Raw genomic sequence first — 18,057 nt, forward strand, 5'->3', positions numbered from 1 at the left:
CCAGTCCGACCCATGGATTCACTGTGAAAAACCCATCCCGCTGGCTTCTCATGCTGGCCCTGGTGCTTGCCGCCATCAATCTTCGCCCCGGAATTACATCCTTCGCTCCCTTGATCGAACGCATCGCCGAAGAGCTGAACCTCAGCCGCGGTCTGATCAGCCTGACCACGGCTTTGCCGGTTCTCTTGATGGGGCTGCTGGCTCCCCTCGCGCCGCGTCTGGCCATGCGTTTCGGGCTGGAGCGGACCATTGCCCTGTGTCTGGGCGTCATCGGTTTGGCGTTGGTGCTGCGTCTGTTCGGCGAAAGTGCCGCAGTATTGATCGGCACGGCGGCGATGGTCGGTGCCGGCATCGCGGTTGCAGGGCCGCTGCTGTCGGGTTTCATCAAGCGTCATTTTCTCGATCGCATGGGCAAAACCGCAGCCTTCTATTCGCTGAGTATGGCCGTGGGCGGCACCATTGGCGTCGTGCTGACGGCGCCTGCGACGCAATTGCTGGACCAGCGCTGGACTTTGGGTCTGTCGCTCTGGGCCATTCCGGCCGTGTTGGCGCTGGCGCTGTGGTGGCGGTTACCGAGCCAGCCGGAAGCGGCCGTCGAGCGCCAGGCCGGATTGCCGTGGAGCGAGCCGCGTGCCTGGTTGGTAAGTATCTATTTCGCGCTACAGGCGGGGCTGTTCTACGCCCTGGCCACCTGGTTGGTGGCGCGCTATCACGAAGCCGGTTTCAGCGTGCTGCAGAGCAACGCGTTCTTCAGCGGCTTCATGCTGATTGGCTTGCCCAGCTCGTTCGCCATGCCCTGGCTGGCGCAGCGCTTCGGCAATCGGCACCTGCTGATGTCGGGCTGTGGCTTGCTGGCGACGGTCTGTCTGTTGATCATCGCCTGGGTTCCGCAGGTCCAGCCGCTGGTGGTCTGCATGCTATTGGGCGTGGCCTTGAACGGCACCTTTTCCATGTCGCTGATACTGCCAATGTATGAGGCCAGCACGCCACTGGCGGTGAGCCGATTGACCGCCATGATGCTCTGTACCGGTTATTGTCTGGCCTGCTTCACGCCCGTGCTGACCGGACTGGGGCGTGACGTCGCCGGCGACTACCGCTGGCCGTTCCTGGTGCTGGCGGGCATGTCTGCCGTGATGTGCGTCCTTGCCTTGCGTCTGGCTCCACGGCGCGATCTGGCTGCCGCGACTGCCACCTGACGAGGCGATTGGCGTCGCGAGCTGTGGCCTGTGTCACCCCTGCGTCAGGTGGTGATGCCGGATGCTGGAACACAGCGCGTAATTGATCGAACATGTCGGGCTTTCGTCTGGAGCGTCTCTGTGGAGCCAGAATCCATCGTTTACGGCAGCATTCGTGACTGGCCGTCGGTCGACGCCGAGCAGCGTCGCCTGCGCCGCGCCGTCAATCGCCGTGCGCTGGACAGCCTGCCGCAAGGCGAGGGCTGGCCCTTCATCGGGCGGGAAATGTTTTCCTGCTGCGCGGAGGAGGGCGTCTATCAGACCCAGGTCATCCACTTCGGCGCCAGCTATCGCGCGGTCGAGTACGAGTGGTCGTTATGGGTACGCAACTTCGAGGCGCTGCTCAGCGAACTCTACTGGACTAGCGCGGTGGTCCATCTGGAAACCGAGCTCAACGGCACGCACACCTTCCGCTGGGAAACCGAAAGCGGCACGCATAGCCCTCATCAGCGCGATCTGCGGATGCGTTGCGCCTGGGAGCGTGACGGCGGCGTGCTGGGCTGAGCGTCAGTCCTCCAGCCACTCCTTCGGCACGTCGCTTCTGAGCGCCAGCTGACACTGTTGGTGATCCGCATCGAACACGATCACCGCCGTACCCTTGCTCAACGCCCGGCGTACCCGTTCGACACGGGTCTGCAGCGGCGTCTCGTCGCCATTGTCGGTGCCATCGCGGGTCACGAAGTCCTCGATGAGGCGGGTCAGGGTGTCGGGTTCGAGTTGGTCGTAAGGAATGAGCATGGAGTCGGATCAGGTTGGATGGTCGGGTTCGGTGATCGGCTCATTGAGAAAGCGATCCAGGCAAGCATACAGCTGCTCACTCTCCAGCGGCTTACCAATGAAGTCGTTCATCCCCGCATCGCGGCCTTGCTGGCGATGATCGTCGAGGACATGAGCGGTAAGCGCGATGATCGGCACTTCGTCCAAGCCCTGTTCAGCCTCGATGCGGCGGATTTGCCGGCTCGCCTCGAAGCCGTCCAGTTCCGGCATCTCGCAGTCCATCAGGATCAATTGAATGGCGGAAGGGTTCTCGCTGTAGGTCGTCACAGCGAGGCGTCCGTTCTCGACGATCAGCACTTCGTAACCGCGTTTGCGCAGTAGACCCGACACCACCATCTGGCTGACCGGATTGTCTTCGGCAATGAGGACACGCGAGCACGGCTTCGTCTCGTTTACGTGGGGGGCGACCGCCTCGATTGCAGGGTTCGTTGGCTGGTAGAGCCGATGCAGCGCCTCGCGTAGCGGGCCGAGCGGAAGCGGCAATGACAGGTTGACCAGCCGGAGCGCTGGCGCCAGAACCGGATACTCGCTCTGTGGTGGGTACAGAAACATGACCCGCTGGTTCGGCTCGAGCTGGCTGCTCAGTGTCGCCAGCCAATCCCGCGGCTTGCCAGGCCATGGCGCTATCACGACCACCAACGGTGCGACGGCATGGTCGTCGAGGTAGCGGGACAGCCGTTGTGGCTCTTCGCAGCGCAGTACACGCATGCCCCAGCGCATGAGCAAATTGCTCATGGCATCGAGCCCATGGGCGTCCTGGGACGCGATCACCGCGGTTCGGCCTTCGAGCAGGGCGGTGAGCGGATCATGGTTGTCGCCGGCATCGCACAGTGCGATGTCGAAGCTGAAGCGGCTGCCCTGGCCAGGTGCGCTCTGCACGTCGATCTGGCCGCCCATCATTTCCACCAGCTCCTTGCTGATTACCAGTCCCAGGCCGCTTCCGCCGTAGCGCCGGGTAGTGCTCGAATCGGCCTGGGCGAAAGAGACGAACAGTTGCGAGAGCTCCTCGGCGCGCATGCCGATGCCGCTATCGGTCACGGAAAACACCAGCCGTCGTGCATCGGCCGGGCCTTGAGCCTCCACCTCGATCATGACGCAGCCGCGCTCGGTGAATTTCAATGCGTTGTTGAGCAGGTTCATCAATACCTGCTTGAGCCGGGTCGGATCGCCTCGTACTCGCCTGGGCACGCCAGCGGCAAGGCCAACGTGCAACTGGAGTTGTTTGTCCAGCGCTTGGGCCGTGAACAGGCTGATGGTTTCTGATATCAGCGCTTCGAGATCGTATTCGATGTCTTCGAGGACCAGCTTGCCAGCGCCGATCCGTGCATAGTCCAGGATGTCGTTGATCACTGACATCAACGAGGAACTGGAACTGGCGATGGTGTCGAGATAGAAGCGCTGTTTGCGATCCAGCGAGGTCCCGCGCAGCAGTTGCAGCATGCCGAGCACGCCATTGAGTGGGGTCCGGATTTCATGACTCATCTTCGCTAGAAAACGACTTTTCGCTTGATTCTCGCTTTCGGCCCGCGCGGCGGCCTGGCGTGACCGGAAGCCTTCTTCCTTGAGTAGATTGATCCGGTCGGCCAGGCCGATGGACAACGTGATCAGCTCGAAGGCTATGCCGGCCTTGACCACCGAGGAGCCGTACAAACCGAACAGGTTGAAGCCCAGGGACCCGGCGGTGACGATCGCGAAGGTCGCCAGCAACACGCCCCAGGCCAGGGTGTAATAGAGACCATAGCGAACACCGCGGCGCCAGACGAACGCTCCGGTCAGCAACAGGCCGATTGAGGAGCCGATCACCATGACGCTGGACAGGATGCTCCAGGTTCGCATGTCGAGCACCAACCCGGACAGGAGCGCCCCAAGTGACGCCACGAGCGCCACACGTAGCGTGAGATCGAGCCTGGGAAAGTACTCGCGGGTATGCAGAAAGTGACGGCTGAACTGGATCGAGACCAGGCAGTGGCTGAGCATCAGCGCATAGATGCCCTGGGTGACGAAGCCGCCATCACCGCTCAGCCATTTGACCAGCATGCCGTCGAAGCTGAGCGTGAACAGTCCGACGTTGAGGTTGTAGACCAGATACCAGAAATAGGCCGGCTCGCGAAGCGACAGAAACAGGAAGAGGTTGTAGCAGAACATCGCGAAAAGCACGCCGTAGAAGGCTCCGGCGAGGCCCATTGTCTCTTCGGCCGCGGCTGCGTTCGCCGCATAGCTGCTGAAGTAAAGGGGGACATACAGCGTGCTGGTGCTCTGCACGCGCAGCAGCAGCGTCGATGTGCCGGGCTGCAGATCGACCGGGAACAAGAAATTGCTGACTTTGACCGCTCGCTCACTGAAAGGGTGACTGTCACCGGATTGCTGTCGGCTTATGCTGCCATCGGGATGCCGCAGATACAGTTCAATGTGGTCGAGTAACGGGTAGTTGATTTCGAAGAAGCCGCCGATGGGCTCGCTCAGCTGATTGTCGAGCTCCACTCGAAACCACCATACGGCGCTGTTCTTGCCCTTGTTGGGGTGAATGCCGGTGACCGGTTCGAAGGTATTGTCCGCCAGCTCGAATACTTCGGCGACGTCCAGCTCGGCGGCCGGATCGCGCAAGAAATAGGTCCAGTTGCCAAGCGGTTGGCGGAAATCGTCCGAGTCCACTGGGACGGGGGCGGAAGCCCAGACCTGGGCAGACAGGCAGAACAGGAAGATGGCCAGGTAAAGACGCGGCAGCATGTAGGGACCCGGAGTGGTGCAAGTCGCAGCGGATCAAGCGAAGCAGTCCAATCGCGAACAGTGCGCGGTTTATACGCATATGGCAAAACCAGCATTGTCTGGCTGGTTTGCAGATCCATGAATATCAGTGGCTTGCGACTTTGCCCTTATCGCCGATTCATCGCAATTGGCAAACGCCTCAACTTGGCGGCACATCATGAAACCTGGACGTCAATCGTCGGTTCGCTTGTCGAGAATCGAGTCGACTGGCGGTACTCGCGTGTCATTTTCCATCTGGGTCTCGTGTTCGAGCTGATGACTGAAGCTTTCCAGGGTCCCTTGGCCGCTGTGAGCATCGCTGGCGAACACGGGCGGGCTGAGCAGGTAACTGCATATCAGGCGGCTCATCGCGGCCAGGCTGTCGATATGGGTTCGCTCGTAGCCATGGGTCGCATCGCAGCCGAAGGCGAGCAGGGCGGTGCGGATGTCGTGCCCGGCAGCCACTGCGGATTGTGCGTCGCTGTGGTAGTAGCGGAACAGATCGCGCCGCACCGGTATGTCGTGGCCTTCGGCCAACCTGATCAGGTGCCGGGACAGATGGAAGTCGTAAGGCCCGCCAGAGTCCTGCATCGCGACCGTGACGGCATGCTCGCTGGACTCCTGACCCTTGGCCGTCGGCGCGATGTCGATCCCGACGAATTCGCTGACATCCCACGGCAGCGCACCTGCCGCGCCGGAGCCGGTCTCTTCGGTGATGGTAAACAGCGGGTGGCAGTCGATCGGCAACTCCCGGCCGCTCTCCACCAGCGCCTTCAATGCCGTCAGCAGGGCAGCAACGCCAGCTTTGTCATCCAGATGCCGTGCGCTGATATAGCCGCTGTCGGTGAACTCCGGCATCGGATCGAACGCGACCACGTCGCCGACGCGAATGCCCAGCGCAACGGTATCGGCGCGGCTGCGGGTCACGGCGTCCAGGCGCAGCTCGACATGGTCCCAACTGATCGGCATCTCATCCACTGCGGTATTGAAGGCATGCCCGGAGGCGAGCAACGGCAAAACGCTGCCGCGGATCACGCCTTCATCGGTGAACACGCTGACGCGGCTGCCTTCGGCAAAACGGCTCGACCAGCAGCCGACCGGTGACAGACCCAGCCGGCCCGTTTCATGAATTTCGCGAACGCTGGCGCCGATGGTGTCGAGGTGCGCCGCGATGGCGCGGTCCGGACTGTCCTGGCGACCCTTGAGCGTCGCGCGGATAGTGCCGCGACGGGTCAGCTCGAATGGGATTTTCAGCTCCTGCAAACGCTCGGCGACGTAGCGCACGATGGTGTCGGTGAAACCGGTGGGGCTGGGGATGGCCAGCGTTTCCAGCAGCACGCGCTGCAGGTAATTGAGATCGGGTTCGGGAAGTTTTGCAGTCATGGTCATTCCTTGCGGGGCAGAGGCTGCCGCCATGCGGTTGAATGAATGCGGATGTACCACGGGCGGGCATGGCGCCCCAGTCGGGGCGCCGTGACTTGCCGTCAATGAGTGTTATGGCTGAGCGGAAACAGCAGATCGATGAAGCGCTCAGCGGTCGGCTGCGGATGATGATTGGCCAGGCCGACGCGCTCGTTGGCTTCGATGAAGACATACTCCGGCTGGTCTACCGCCGGTACCAGCAGATCCAGTCCGACCACCGGAATATCCAGCGCTCGTGACGCACGAACGGCCGCGTCGATCAATTCGGGATGCAACTGATCGGTGACGTCGTCGAGGGTGCCGCCGGTATGTAGATTAGCGGTGCGCCGGACTGCCAGATGCTGACCTCGCGGCAGCACGCTTTCGTAGTCGTAACCGGCATCTTCGATGCAACGCTGGGTTTCTTCGTCCATCGGGATGCGGCTTTCACCGCCGGTGGCAGCTTGGCGTCGGCGGCTCTGGGTTTCGATCAGCTCGCGAATGGTATGGCTGCCGTCACCAGCGACTTCGGCAGGACGGCGGATGGCGGCGGCGACCACGTCATAGCCGATCACCACGATGCGCAGGTCGTCTCCTTGGTGGTAGCTCTCGAGCAGCACACGCTGATCGAATTGGCGTGCTCGGGCGATGGCTTCCTCGACGTCTTCGATGCGGCGCAGGTCCACCGATACGCCGTGGCCCTGTTCGCCATCGACCGGCTTGACCACCACACTGCCATGTTCCGCGAGAAACGCCGCGTTGCTGTCCTCGTCGCCCGCCAGCTGCTGCGCGGGAAGCTTCAGGCCGGCTCGGGCCAGGGTGCGATGGGTCAGGCACTTGTCCTGGCACAGCGTCATGCTCACGGCCGAGGTCAGGTCGGATAGCGACTCGCGACAGCGCACCTTGCGACCGCCCTGGGTCAGGGTGAATAGGCCGGCTTCGGCATCATCGATGCTGATCTCGATGCCGCGACGCCGGGCCTCGTCGACGATGATTCGGGCGTAAGGGTTCAGTTCGGCTTCCGGCCCCGGGCCGAGAAACAGGGACTGGTTAATAGTGTTCTTGCGCTTGACGGTGAAGGTCTGCAGATCGCGGAATCCGAGCTTGGCGTAGAGCGCCTTGGCCTGCTTGTTATCGTGCAGCACGGATAGATCGAGATAAGCCAGACCGCGACCCATGTACTGCTCGATCAGATGGCGAACCAGCGCCTCGCCGACACCGGGACGCGTGCAACTCGGCGCCACCGCGAGACACCAGAGACTTGACCCGTTCTCCGGATCATTGAAGGCTTTGTGATGATTGATGCCCATGACACTGCCGATGATCTGGCCGGAGTCGTCATCCTCGGCCAGCCAGTAGACCGGCCCGCCTTGTTCGCGTGGCGTGCACAGCTCGGGATTGACCGGCAGCATGCCGCGCGACTGATACAGACAGTTGATCGCCTTCCAGTCCGCGTCGCTCTGCGCGCGGCGGATGCCGAAACCGCGAAAGCTGCGGCGGGCCGGGCGGTAATCGGTGAACCAGATGCGCAAGGTATCGGATGGGTCGAGAAACAATTGCTGCGGTGCATAGGCGAGCACCTGGTGGGGCGCGGCGACATAGAGCGCGATATCGCGCTCACCGGCCTGCTCATCCAGCAGGGCTGCGGCCAGATCGGCCGGATCGGAATAGGTGTGGCCAACCAGAATGCGGCCCCAGCCGCAATGCAACGTGACAGGCCCCTGGGGTTCGTCCTGGCCATCTTCGGCAAACCGTGCCTGCAGCCGCTCGTAAGTGGGTGTCTGGCCGCGCAACAATCGCTGTCCGTAAGCTTGAGACTTCTGCATGGTGTTTTCCTTGGGGCTTGTTCAGGGCGCCGCGGGTTGCAGACGGAACATCGAGTTCAGCTACGTACCGGGCGTCGTCACGATCGATCGCTTATAGGCCTTGCTCGCTCAACCATAGGTTGACTGCCGCCAACTGCCACAGTTTCGAACCGCGCAGCGGTGTGAGCTGCCCCTCCGGATCATTGAGCAGCTTCTCTATCATTGCCGGGTTGTATAGGCCGCGATCCTGGCTCGGGTCCGTCAGTAATTCGCCCACCCAGTTCAGGGTGTCGCCCTGCAGGTGCTTGAGCCCAGGTACTGGGAAATAACCTTTGGGTCGATCGATCACGGCTGCGGGGATGACCTTGCGTGCGGCTTCCTTGAGAACGTACTTGCCACCGTCGGGCAGTTTGTACTTCGCTGGGATGCGCGCCGACAGCTCCGCCACGTTGTGGTCGAGGAAGGGCACCCGCGCCTCCAGGCCCCAAGCCATGGTCATGTTGTCGACGCGTTTGACCGGATCGTCCACCAGCATCACGGTGCTGTCGATGCGCAGCGCCTTGTCCACGGCCGCGTCGGCGCCCGGTTGGGCGAAGTGCTGGCGTACGAAGTCGCCGGAGAAATCGCCCTTGGCCCATTGCGCCTGCACAGTGTCGGCATATTCCTCGTAACTGCGGTCGCGGAAGGCGGCGAGATAGGCCGCGACGGGGTCCTCGGCGCCATCGACCTGCGGATACCAGTGATAGCCGGCAAACAGCTCGTCGGCACCCTGGCCGCTCTGCACCACCTTGCAATGCTTGGAAACTTCGCGCGACAGCAAATAGAAAGCAATGCAGTCGTGACTCACCATCGGCTCGCTCATCGCCTGGAAGGCGGCGGGCAGTTGTTCGAGGATTTCCTTTTCCTGGATGCGCAACTGATGGTGGCGGGTCTGGTAATGCTCGGCGATCAGGTCGGAATACTTGAATTCGTCGCCGCGCTCGCCGCCGGCATCTTCGAAACCGATGGAGAAGGTCAGCAGATTGTCCGCCGCACCGGCTTCGCGCAGCAGTCCGACCAGCAGGCTGGAGTCGACGCCGCCGGACAGCAGCACGCCGACGTCCACCGCTGCCCGCTGGCGCAGCGCCACGGATTCACGGAGCGCCGCTAACGTACGGTCCTGCCAGTCTTCGAACGTGTAATTTTGCTCGTCCTCACGAGCGCCGAACTCCAGTTGCCACCAGCGGTGCTGGCTTGCCTTGCCGCTGGCATCGACGCGCATGAAGGTGCCAGGCGGCAGCTTTTCGATGCCGGCGATCAGCGTGTCCGGCGCCGGCACCACGGCGTGAAAACTCATGTAGTGGTTGAGCGCCACCGGGTTCAGCACGCCGGCGATGTCGCCGCCCTTGAGCAGGGCCGGCAGGCTCGATGCGAAGCGCAGTCGATCGCCGGTTTTCGATAGGTACAGGGGCTTGATGCCCAGACGATCACGGGCGATGAACAACTCCTGCCGATCGCGCTGCCAGATGGCGAAGGCGAACATGCCGTTCAGGCGCGGCAGCAAGGCTTCGCCCCAGGCATGGAAGCCCTTGAGCAGCACCTCGGTATCGCCGCCAGAGAAGAAGCTATAACCCAGCGCTTCGAGCTCGGCGCGTAGTTCGGGATAGTTATAGATGGCGCCGTTGAAGACCATTGAAAGGCCCAGCGCGGAATCGATCATCGGCTGGCCCGAGGCCTCGCAGAGATCCATAATTTTCAGCCGCCGATGCCCCATGGCCATCGGTCCGGCGCTATGGAAACCGCTCGCATCGGGACCGCGGGCGGTGAGGTGTTGAGTGATGCGTTCAATCGCCGCCAGGTCAGCGGGTCGATTATCGAAACGAAGTTCTCCAGCTATGCCACACATAAGATCCTTACCGGTTTTGCCGTTGGGGAGTGTGACTAACGCGCGGATTGCGAAGTTCAGGTTTCCGGACCAGCGTGCGCTGCTCTGGCGCGCTGCTTGTCGATGCAATCCGCACCGCGCGGATCGCGTCCTGCGGCGTCAGTCGGGCTTTACACCAAAACAGACATGCGCGCTCAGGTCAAACCAGATCGCTCGTAGGGTGGGCCGGGGCGGCGCTCCGGGTAGGGTGGGCTTCAGTCCGTAGGGTGGGCTTCAGCCCACCAAGCCGCAACGGTCAGACCGACAAAAGACAGCCGGCGTGGTGGGCTAAAGCCCACCCTGCAGGTGATGCCGCAGCCAAATAGGGTGGGCTTCAGCTCACCGCACCAAGGCCTAGATACGAAACCCTTCGACGATATGCTCGGCCAGGGTTTCGCTCACCTGAGACTGGTTGTGCTCGCTGCGTAGCAGCACGATGCTGCTCAGCGGCAATTCCGGCATCCCCTCGGCCTCGCCCAGCTGGCGCATATCCGACGACACCAGGCTTTGCAGCTGCGCGGTCACCGCCAGTCCGGCGTTGACCACCGCCATCAGCGCAGACAGGCTCGGGCTGGTATAGGCGACTCGATAAGGGATATCGAGGCCGTCCAGGGCGTTGCATGCCCAGGCTCGGCAGAAACAGTTGGTGTTGAACATCGCCAGCGGCATTGGCCGTTGCTCGTGGATATTGAAGCCCGGCGCTTCGGCCCAGACGAAGCGCTCACGACGCAGCAACTGGCCGATTTCCGTGCCCGGCTCGCGGGTGACGATGGTCAGGTCCAGATCGCGGCGCTGGAGCAACTGGTAGGACGGCTCGCAGTGCACCTCCACCTGCACCAGGGGATAGGCCTGGGCGAAGCGCGAAAGGATGCCGGGCAAAAACCGCATCACATAATCGTCCGGCGTGCCGATGCGCACCGATCCAACCATGTGTGGCTCGCGCAAAGTAGTCAGCACTTCACCGTGCAGCTTGAGAATCCGCCGCGCATAACCGAGCAGTATCTGACCCTCAGCCGTGAGCCGAACCTGACGACCGTCGCGCTCGAACACGGTCCGCTGCAGCACGTCTTCTTCCAGGCGCTTCATCTGCATGCTGATGGCTGACTGGGTGCGATTGACGGCTTCGGCCGCACGCGTGAAACCGCCGTGATCGGCGATGGCAACGAAGCTGCGCAGCAGTTCGGCATCGATACTTGGGTAGTGGGCCATTCATCAATCTCCGAGATGAATGTCATCAGAAACATTCGTTGGATTGATCATAATCCTGGTCGGAAACTGATGCCATCCCCACTTGGAGGTGCATCAGATGAAAAGCCATGCTGAGTTTTTGAAGGCCTCATATTTGCCCCGCGGCCGCAGTGCGTCGCTAGCCTCGTTGCTGCTCACTTACTGGCAGCGGCTCGGTCGTTGGTATGCGTTGTATCGGCAGCGTCGACAGCTCGCCGGACTGAGCGACCAGATGCTCAAGGATCTCGGACTGAGCCGTGCCGATGTCGAAACCGAAGCGAATCGTCCGTTTTGGGACGATCCCCTTCGTCGCGATTGATCAGACGCTTTAGTCCGTTCGCCGAATGAGCTTGCGTAGCAGAAATCGATTCGGATGGCAGGCCTCGGCGATGGCGCGCGGCAAAGGTAGCGGCCCGCCATCGAGCCATGCGGCCAGCAGTTCGCCGGACAGCGGCGTGGTGATCAGCCCCCGCGAGCCGTGGGCGGTATTGACGTAAAGCCCGTCCAGCCAGGGACACGCTGTGTCCGGCACTTGGCGGGCATCCTTGCCCAGCACGGCATAGGCCTCGGCGAATCGTTCGGGATCGGCCAGCGGACCGATGATCGGCAGATAGTCCGGGCTGGTGCAGCGAAACGCGACGCGGCCGTGCAGGTCCTCGATGGGGCGGGTTTCGGCCTCCAGACGCTGATTCAGGTCGGCGGAAATGTTCTTGAGCATGTCCAGATTGGATCGATGTTCCGCTTCGCTCGGGGCCGGGTCGGTCTCGGCGAAATTGAAACTGGCACCCAGTGTGTGAAGACCGTCGCGTGGCGGGGCGACATAGCCCTGGGCGCAAAGCACGGTACGTAATGCCGCGCTTTGTTCGGTCGCCGGCAACTCAGTGATCTGGCCGCGAATGCGCTTGAGCGGCAGCCAGGCGCTCTGACTGAATTGCGCGACGTCGGCCGCACCGGCCAGAATCGCCACGGGCGCCTCGCCCAACAACTCATCGCCATCCCTCGCCTGCCAGTGCCCCTCAACGCGGCGCAGGTCGACAGCTTGTCGATGCCGGATCAGCTCGATGGCGGGATGATCGAGCATCGACCGGCACAGCGCCGGCGGGTGCGCCCAGCCGGCTTCGGGGTAGAACAGGCCGCCATTGTCCAGCGCCACACCGGCTAGCTGCTCGGCCTCGGTGCGCTCCACGCCGCGCAACAGGCTGGGCGCAAAGGCATCGCGGAGTGTGGCTTGGCGCGCGCGTTCCTTGTCATCGAAGCCGAGCTGCAACACGCCGCAATCGTCCCAGTCACGCTCTTTCTGCAGGCTACCCAACAGGCGGCGGGTATAGCCGAAACCGCTCACAACCAGTTGCGAGAGCGCGGTGCCGTGGGCAGACAACTTCACGTAGAGCACGCCCTGGGGGTTGCCGGACGCTTCCTGAGCGATATCCCCGTGACGCTCCAACAACGTCACCTGCCAACCACGGGCGGCGAGGCTCGCCGCAGTCGCGCAACCGGCCAGCCCCGCGCCGATCACAAATGCCTGGCGCTGCGCCGGTTTGAACGCAGGACGGGCGTACCAGGGAGTCCCGGCCGGCTGCGGCGTGCCGAGGAAACGGCCATGCAAGCTTTCCCATTTTTTGCCGAAGCCGGGAATCCGCTCGACCTCGAAGCCTGCGTCCTGCAATGCGCGGCGCACGCTGCCGGCGCTGGTGAACGTCGCTAGGGTCGTGCCGGCCGCCGACAGACGCGCCAGTTGAGCGAACAGTTCGGGCTGCCACATCTCGGGATTCTTGGCCGGGGCGAATCCGTCGAGAAACCAGGCATCGACCTGCGCATCCAGGCTGCCGAGGCAATCGAGCGCATCGCCGACCAGCAAAGTCAGCACCACGCGGCCGAAACGAAATTGCTGGAAGCCCGGATTGACCGCCACGTACTGATCCAGCAGCAGCCGGGCCTGGATCTTCAGCTCGGGCCAGAGAGACAGTGCACGCTGCATATCGTCACGGGTCAGCGGATGCTTTTCGACGCTGACGAAATGCAGCTGTGCTGTCGACGGCGCGGTGCGCTCGAACAATGCCCAGGCGCACAGAAAATTCAGTCCGGTCCCGAAACCCGTTTCGCCGATGACGAATCGCTCCGCATCACCTAGCGCGGCGAATCGCTCGGTGAGTGCGTTGGGTCGCAAGAAGACGTGAGCAGTCTCATCCATGCCCGAAGCGCGCGAAAAATACACATCGCCGTACTGCCGTGATTGCGGCTGGCCGTTCTCATCCCAGTCGAGTTCGGCATGCTGGAAACCGGTGGTGGGCTGAGAAGGCATAGGCGATTCCTGGCGCGAAAGGAGGCGATTCTAGCAGCGGTGCGAAACCTGCCGTGGGTGCTGTTTGTCGCATCGACATAGCGCTTATTTATGCGGCCCCGATGCGGTGCACTGCCCGCTGGAGTTGCCGTACTGTCATTGTTCTGGAGAACACATGTTCGAATCCGCAGAAATCGGCCACACCATCGACAAGGTAACCTATGACGCCGAGGTGCCGGCCCTGCGCCAGGCCTTGCTGGATGCGCAGTACCGGTTACGCGAGCAGGCGCGCTTTCCGCTGCTGATCCTGATCAATGGCATCGAGGGCGCCGGCAAGGGAGAGACCATCAAGCTGCTCAGTGAATGGATGGACCCGCGGCTGATTCGCGTCGACAGCTTCGACGTGCCCACCGATGAAGAACTCTCGCATCCGCCGGCCTGGCGCTATTGGCGACGCTTGCCGCCGAAGGGCCAGACCGGCATCTTCTTCGGCAATTGGTACAGCAAGATGCTTGAGGATCGCGTTCACGGTCGTACCAAAAAGGCCGATTTGGAGTTGACCATCGATCGCGCCCAGCGTCTGGAGCGGATGCTCTGCATGGAAGGCATGCTGGTGTTCAAGTTCTGGTTCCATCTGTCCAAGAAGCAGATGATGAAGCGGCTGGATTCGCTGAAGGACGATCCGTTGCACAGCTGGCGAATCAGCCCGCTGGATTGGCAACAGTCCAAGACCTACGACCGCTTCGTCAAATACGGCGAATTGATCCTGCGCCGCAGCAGCCGGGACTTCGCACCCTGGTATGTGATCGAGGGCAGCGACGAGCGTTATCGCAGCCTGACGGCCGGACGGCTGCTGCTCGAAGGGCTCAACGCCGCGCTGGATGCCGCCGAGCAACCGCCGGTGCAGCCGCACGCCGCACCGGTCGAACTGCACACCGACCGCATGAGCCTGCTGTCCAGCCTCGATCTCACCCAGACGCTCGACAAGGAGGCGTACAAACAACAGCTGGTGCAGGAACAGGCGCGGCTGTCCCAGCTGCTGCGTGACCATCGCCTGCGCAAGCGTGGCGTGCTGGCGCTGTTCGAAGGCCACGATGCGGCGGGCAAGGGCAGCACCATCCGGCGCATCACCGGTGCGCTGGACCCGCGTCTGTATCGCACGGTTCAGGTTGCTGCGCCCAGCGAGGACGAACGTGCTCAACCCTGGCTGTGGCGCTTCTGGCGCAACGTACCGGCGCGCGGCCAGTTCGTGATCTACGATCGCTCCTGGTACGGCCGCGTGTTGGTCGAACGCGTCGAAGGATTCTGCCGCCCGGATGAGTGGCTGCGTGCCTACACCGAGATCAACGATTTTGAGGAGCAGCTGGTGGACGCCGGCGTGGTGGTGGTCAAGTTCTGGCTGTCCATCGACCAGGAAACGCAGCTGGAGCGCTTCAAGGAGCGCGAAAACACCGCGCACAAGCGGTTCAAGATCACCGAGGAAGACTGGCGCAACCGCGACAAATGGGAAGACTACGGGCACGCGGTGGCGGACATGGTCGACCGCACCAGTACCGAGATCGCCCCCTGGACGCTGGTGGAGGCCAACGACAAGCGCTTCGCCAGGGTCAAGGTGCTGCGTACCCTCAACGATGCGCTGGCGGCTGCCATCGGCGAAAAATGACGGAACGATGGTCGACCATATCCCTGCTGAATGGTCGTCGCCATCGGCGAACGGCTGGAACTATGCTCGGCTGATCGTCAATAGGTGGGTCGCGGTGGTCATGACTCGCCACACCATTCGAGGTATGCCATGCGTGAAGTAGTGATCGTCGACAGCGTACGGACCGGCCTGGCCAAGTCCTTCCGTGGCAAGTTCAACATGACCCGGCCGGATGACATGGCGGCCCATTGCGTCAACGCGCTACTGGCGCGCAACGGTCTCGACCCCAAGCTGGTCGAGGACTGTATCGTCGGAGCCGGCTCCAACGAAGGCGCGCAGGGTTACAACATCGGCCGTAACGTCGCGGTGCTGTCGAACCTGGGCACTCAGTGCGCGGGCATGACGCTCAATCGCTTCTGCTCGTCCGGCCTGCAGGCGATCGCCATCGCGGCCAACCAAATCGCATCCGGCTGCAGCGACGTGATCGTAGCCGGTGGGGTCGAATCCATCACCCTGACCGCCAAGAGCAAGAACACCGATAACCTCTACAACCCGATCATTCAGGAGCGGGTGCCGGGCATCTATCACACCATGGGCCAGACCGCCGAGCTGGTGGCGCGCCGCTACAACGTGACCCGCGAACAGCAGGACATCTATTCGCTGCAGAGCCAGCAACGCACCGCACGGGCCCAGGCCGAGGGTCTGTTCCAGGACGAAATCGTGCCGATGAATGTCCGTTATTTCACTGAGGACAAGGCTACCGGCGAGCGCACCGAGCACGAAGGTGTGGTGGACCGTGATGACTGCAACCGCCCCGACACCACGCTGGAAAGCCTTTCGGGCCTCAAGCCGGTATTCGCGGAAGACGGCTCGGTTACCGCCGGCAACGCCTCGCAACTGTCCGATGGCGCCTCGATGACGCTGGTGATGAGCCTGGACAAGGCCCTCGAACTGGGCCTCAAGCCACGCGCGTTCTTCCGTGGTTTCACCGTGGCCGGCTGCGAGCCGGAAGAAATGGGCATCGGCCCGGTCTTCTCGGTGCCTCGCCTGCTCAAGGCCAAGGGCTTGCAGGTCAGCGACATCGATCTGTGGGAGCTGAACGAGGCCTTCGCGTCGCAGTGTCTGTACTGCCGCGACACGCTGGAAATCGACAACGAGAAATTCAACGTCAACGGCGGCTCGATTTCCATCGGCCACCCGTTCGGCATGACCGGATCGCGTACCGCTGGGCATCTGATTCGTGAGCTGCAGCGGCGCAACCTGCGTTATGGGGTGGTGACCATGTGTGTTGGCGGGGGCATGGGGGCGTCAGGGCTGTTCGAAGCGGTGCGTTGAACGCAGCGGCACGTTTCAAGGAACGCGCGGCTGCGTATTTGGTGGGCTGAAGCCCACCCTACAAGTGGAGCCCACCCGAAACTGAACCCGTAGGGTGGGGCCGGGCGGCGTTCCGCTCCAGTCCACCGCTACCGCACATCGACTCAATCGTAGGGTGGGCTTCAGCCCACCGTCCCACTCAGCTGCGGCTGGATTCCAGCATGGTTTCCGGCCGTACCCACTGATCGAACTCTTCATCGGTGAGATAGCCGAGTTCCAATGCTGCTTCGCGCAAGGTGGAGCCCTCGGCGTATGCCTTCTTGGCGATCTCCGCAGCCTTGTCATAACCGATATGCGGATTCAGCGCGGTCACCAGCATCAACCCACGCTCCAGATGCTCGGCCATGCGCGCGGTGTCCGGCTCCATGCCGACGATGCAATGCGTGTTGAAGTTGCGACAACCGTCGGCCAGCAGCCGGATCGATTCGAGCAGGTTGTGCACGATCACGGGCTTGAACACGTTGAGCTGAAGATGACCTTGGCTCGCGGCGAAACCGACCGTCACGTCATTGCCCATCACCTGACAGGCCAGCATCGACAGCGCCTCGCATTGGGTCGGGTTGACCTTACCCGGCATGATCGAGCTGCCCGGCTCGTTGGCCGGCAGACGCACTTCGGCGAAGCCGCCGCGCGGGCCCGAGCCGAGTAGGCGCAGGTCGTTGGCGATTTTCATCAGTGCCGTGGCGAGGGTTTTCAGAGCGCCGGAGAGCGCGACCAGCGGCTCATGTCCGGACAGCGCGGCGAATTTGTTCGGTGCGGAAACGAAGGGCAGGCCGGACAACGCGGCCAGCTCGGCGGCAATAGCCTCGGCAAAACCGTGCGGCGCGTTAAGGCCGGTACCCACCGCCGTGCCGCCCTGCGCCAGCTCGAATACTGCGGGCAGCGTGTGACGAATCGACTGCTCGGCGATGTCCAGCTGGGCGACGAAAGCCGACAGTTCCTGGCCGAAGGTCACCGGCGTGGCGTCCATCATGTGCGTGCGCCCGGTCTTGACCAGTTGGCTGTGTCGCGCAGCCTGTTCGGCAATCCCTCCGGACAGCTCGGCGATAGCCGGCAGCAAGTCATGGTGAACTGCACGGGCGACGGCAATGTGCATGGCGGTCGGGAAGCAGTCGTTGGAACTCTGCGCACGGTTTACGTGGTCGTTAGGGTGGACCGGGCTCTTGCCGCCACGCGTGCCGCCGGCCAGCTCATTGGCGCGGCCGGCGATCACCTCGTTGACGTTCATGTTGCTCTGGGTGCCGCTGCCTGTCTGCCAGACGACCAAGGGGAACTGATCGTCGTGCTGGCCGTGCAGAATTTCATCGGCGGCCTGCTCGATCAGACGCGCGATATCCGGTGGCAAGTCGCCGATACGGTCGTTGACCCGGGCGGCGGCTTTCTTGATCAGTGCCAGCGCGTGGCACACGGCAAGCGGCATGCGTTGTTCGCCGATGGCGAAGTTGCTCAGCGAGCGCTGGGTCTGCGCTCCCCAGTACGCCTGTTCCGGGACTTCCACTGGGCCAAGGCTGTCGGTTTCGGTGCGGGTCATGCCGTGCTCCATCGATGAGGTCTTCCTGTTAGGTCGCCCGCCGAGGACACAGGTTCAATCGGCTGGCTCGCTGTTTCTTGAGCGATTGGAACTCCGCGCGCAGAATGAGTCCATTGAGGCTCATCTATCGTTCGCC

Annotated in this window: 13 protein-coding genes; 5 read left to right on the forward strand and 8 right to left on the reverse strand. The window is 62.7% G+C overall.

What is annotated here, in order from left to right:
* Positions 1-50: 50 nt before the first annotated feature.
* The gene (locus V6943_RS16530) at positions 51-1,196 is read left to right on the forward strand and encodes an MFS transporter (protein WP_340554743.1); all 1,146 of its coding nucleotides are present in this window, start codon (positions 51-53) and stop codon (positions 1,194-1,196) included.
* A gap of 120 nt (positions 1,197-1,316) precedes the next feature.
* Positions 1,317-1,739, forward strand: coding sequence for a hypothetical protein (locus V6943_RS16535; protein WP_340554631.1), 423 nt, complete (start codon positions 1,317-1,319; stop codon positions 1,737-1,739).
* A 3-nt stretch (positions 1,740-1,742) separates the two neighbouring features.
* Here V6943_RS16535 and V6943_RS16540 read toward each other — a convergent pair whose 3' ends face one another.
* The 6 genes from V6943_RS16540 to V6943_RS16565 form a co-directional block, all read right to left on the reverse strand.
* Positions 1,743-1,973 (reverse strand): YheU family protein, encoded by a 231-nt coding sequence (locus V6943_RS16540; protein ID WP_131650387.1) that lies wholly within the window; start codon positions 1,971-1,973, stop codon positions 1,743-1,745.
* A 9-nt stretch (positions 1,974-1,982) separates the two neighbouring features.
* The gene (locus V6943_RS16545) at positions 1,983-4,739 is read right to left on the reverse strand and encodes a hybrid sensor histidine kinase/response regulator (RefSeq protein ID WP_340554633.1); all 2,757 of its coding nucleotides are present in this window, start codon (positions 4,737-4,739) and stop codon (positions 1,983-1,985) included.
* 210 nt (positions 4,740-4,949) lie between these two features.
* Positions 4,950-6,140, reverse strand: a complete 1,191-nt coding sequence (locus V6943_RS16550) for an osmoprotectant NAGGN system M42 family peptidase (RefSeq protein WP_340554635.1) — start codon at positions 6,138-6,140, stop codon at positions 4,950-4,952.
* A gap of 101 nt (positions 6,141-6,241) precedes the next feature.
* A complete protein-coding gene (ngg, locus tag V6943_RS16555; RefSeq protein ID WP_340554637.1) occupies positions 6,242-7,984 on the reverse strand; it encodes an N-acetylglutaminylglutamine synthetase in 1,743 nt (580 codons plus the stop codon).
* A 91-nt stretch (positions 7,985-8,075) separates the two neighbouring features.
* Complete coding sequence (locus V6943_RS16560; protein WP_181101291.1) at positions 8,076-9,848, reverse strand: N-acetylglutaminylglutamine amidotransferase; 1,773 nt, start codon at positions 9,846-9,848, stop codon at positions 8,076-8,078.
* A gap of 372 nt (positions 9,849-10,220) precedes the next feature.
* Positions 10,221-11,075: a LysR substrate-binding domain-containing protein gene (locus V6943_RS16565; RefSeq protein ID WP_181101293.1), complete on the reverse strand. Its 855-nt coding sequence runs from the start codon at positions 11,073-11,075 to the stop codon at positions 10,221-10,223.
* Between the two features lie 97 nt (positions 11,076-11,172).
* On the opposite strand from V6943_RS16565, the gene V6943_RS16570 reads away from it, so the two are divergent.
* Complete coding sequence (locus tag V6943_RS16570) at positions 11,173-11,412, forward strand: DUF1127 domain-containing protein (RefSeq protein ID WP_340554639.1); 240 nt, start codon at positions 11,173-11,175, stop codon at positions 11,410-11,412.
* A gap of 9 nt (positions 11,413-11,421) precedes the next feature.
* On the opposite strand, the gene mnmC is transcribed toward V6943_RS16570, so the two are convergent.
* On the reverse strand, positions 11,422-13,395 hold the full coding sequence (gene mnmC, locus V6943_RS16575; protein WP_340554641.1) for a bifunctional tRNA (5-methylaminomethyl-2-thiouridine)(34)-methyltransferase MnmD/FAD-dependent 5-carboxymethylaminomethyl-2-thiouridine(34) oxidoreductase MnmC: 1,974 nt from the start codon (positions 13,393-13,395) through the stop codon (positions 11,422-11,424).
* A gap of 154 nt (positions 13,396-13,549) precedes the next feature.
* Here mnmC and pap point away from each other — a divergent pair, with 154 nt between their 5' ends.
* Positions 13,550-15,037: a polyphosphate:AMP phosphotransferase gene (pap, locus tag V6943_RS16580; protein ID WP_181101300.1), complete on the forward strand. Its 1,488-nt coding sequence runs from the start codon at positions 13,550-13,552 to the stop codon at positions 15,035-15,037.
* Positions 15,038-15,166: 129 nt separating this feature from the next.
* A complete protein-coding gene (locus tag V6943_RS16585) occupies positions 15,167-16,351 on the forward strand; it encodes a thiolase family protein (RefSeq protein WP_131650395.1) in 1,185 nt (394 codons plus the stop codon).
* A gap of 178 nt (positions 16,352-16,529) precedes the next feature.
* Here V6943_RS16585 and V6943_RS16590 read toward each other — a convergent pair whose 3' ends face one another.
* Positions 16,530-17,921 carry a class II fumarate hydratase gene (locus V6943_RS16590; RefSeq protein WP_131650396.1) on the reverse strand — a complete coding sequence of 464 codons (1,392 nt, stop codon included), beginning with the start codon at positions 17,919-17,921 and terminating at the stop codon, positions 16,530-16,532.
* Positions 17,922-18,057: the final 136 nt, after the last annotated feature.

Source organism: Pseudomonas sp. CBC3 (assembly GCF_037967085.1).
In the GTDB taxonomy this organism is placed as follows: Bacteria; Pseudomonadota; Gammaproteobacteria; order Pseudomonadales; family Pseudomonadaceae; genus Stutzerimonas.

Excerpts from the sequence above, each read along its gene's own strand:
- V6943_RS16570 (WP_340554639.1), top strand. The coding sequence starts at position 11,173 with ATGAAAAGCCATGCTGAGTTTTTGAAGGCCTCATATTTGCCCCGCGGC.
- V6943_RS16550 (WP_340554635.1), bottom strand. The coding sequence starts at position 6,140 with ATGACTGCAAAACTTCCCGAACCCGATCTCAATTACCTGCAGCGCGTG.
- V6943_RS16590 (WP_131650396.1), bottom strand. The coding sequence starts at position 17,921 with ATGACCCGCACCGAAACCGACAGCCTTGGCCCAGTGGAAGTCCCGGAA.
- V6943_RS16530 (WP_340554743.1), top strand. The coding sequence starts at position 51 with ATGCTGGCCCTGGTGCTTGCCGCCATCAATCTTCGCCCCGGAATTACA.
- V6943_RS16540 (WP_131650387.1), bottom strand. The coding sequence starts at position 1,973 with ATGCTCATTCCTTACGACCAACTCGAACCCGACACCCTGACCCGCCTC.
- V6943_RS16565 (WP_181101293.1), bottom strand. The coding sequence starts at position 11,075 with ATGGCCCACTACCCAAGTATCGATGCCGAACTGCTGCGCAGCTTCGTT.
- pap (WP_181101300.1), top strand. The coding sequence starts at position 13,550 with ATGTTCGAATCCGCAGAAATCGGCCACACCATCGACAAGGTAACCTAT.
- V6943_RS16585 (WP_131650395.1), top strand. The coding sequence starts at position 15,167 with ATGCGTGAAGTAGTGATCGTCGACAGCGTACGGACCGGCCTGGCCAAG.
- ngg (WP_340554637.1), bottom strand. The coding sequence starts at position 7,984 with ATGCAGAAGTCTCAAGCTTACGGACAGCGATTGTTGCGCGGCCAGACA.
- V6943_RS16545 (WP_340554633.1), bottom strand. The coding sequence starts at position 4,739 with ATGCTGCCGCGTCTTTACCTGGCCATCTTCCTGTTCTGCCTGTCTGCC.
- mnmC (WP_340554641.1), bottom strand. The coding sequence starts at position 13,395 with ATGCCTTCTCAGCCCACCACCGGTTTCCAGCATGCCGAACTCGACTGG.
- V6943_RS16560 (WP_181101291.1), bottom strand. The coding sequence starts at position 9,848 with ATGTGTGGCATAGCTGGAGAACTTCGTTTCGATAATCGACCCGCTGAC.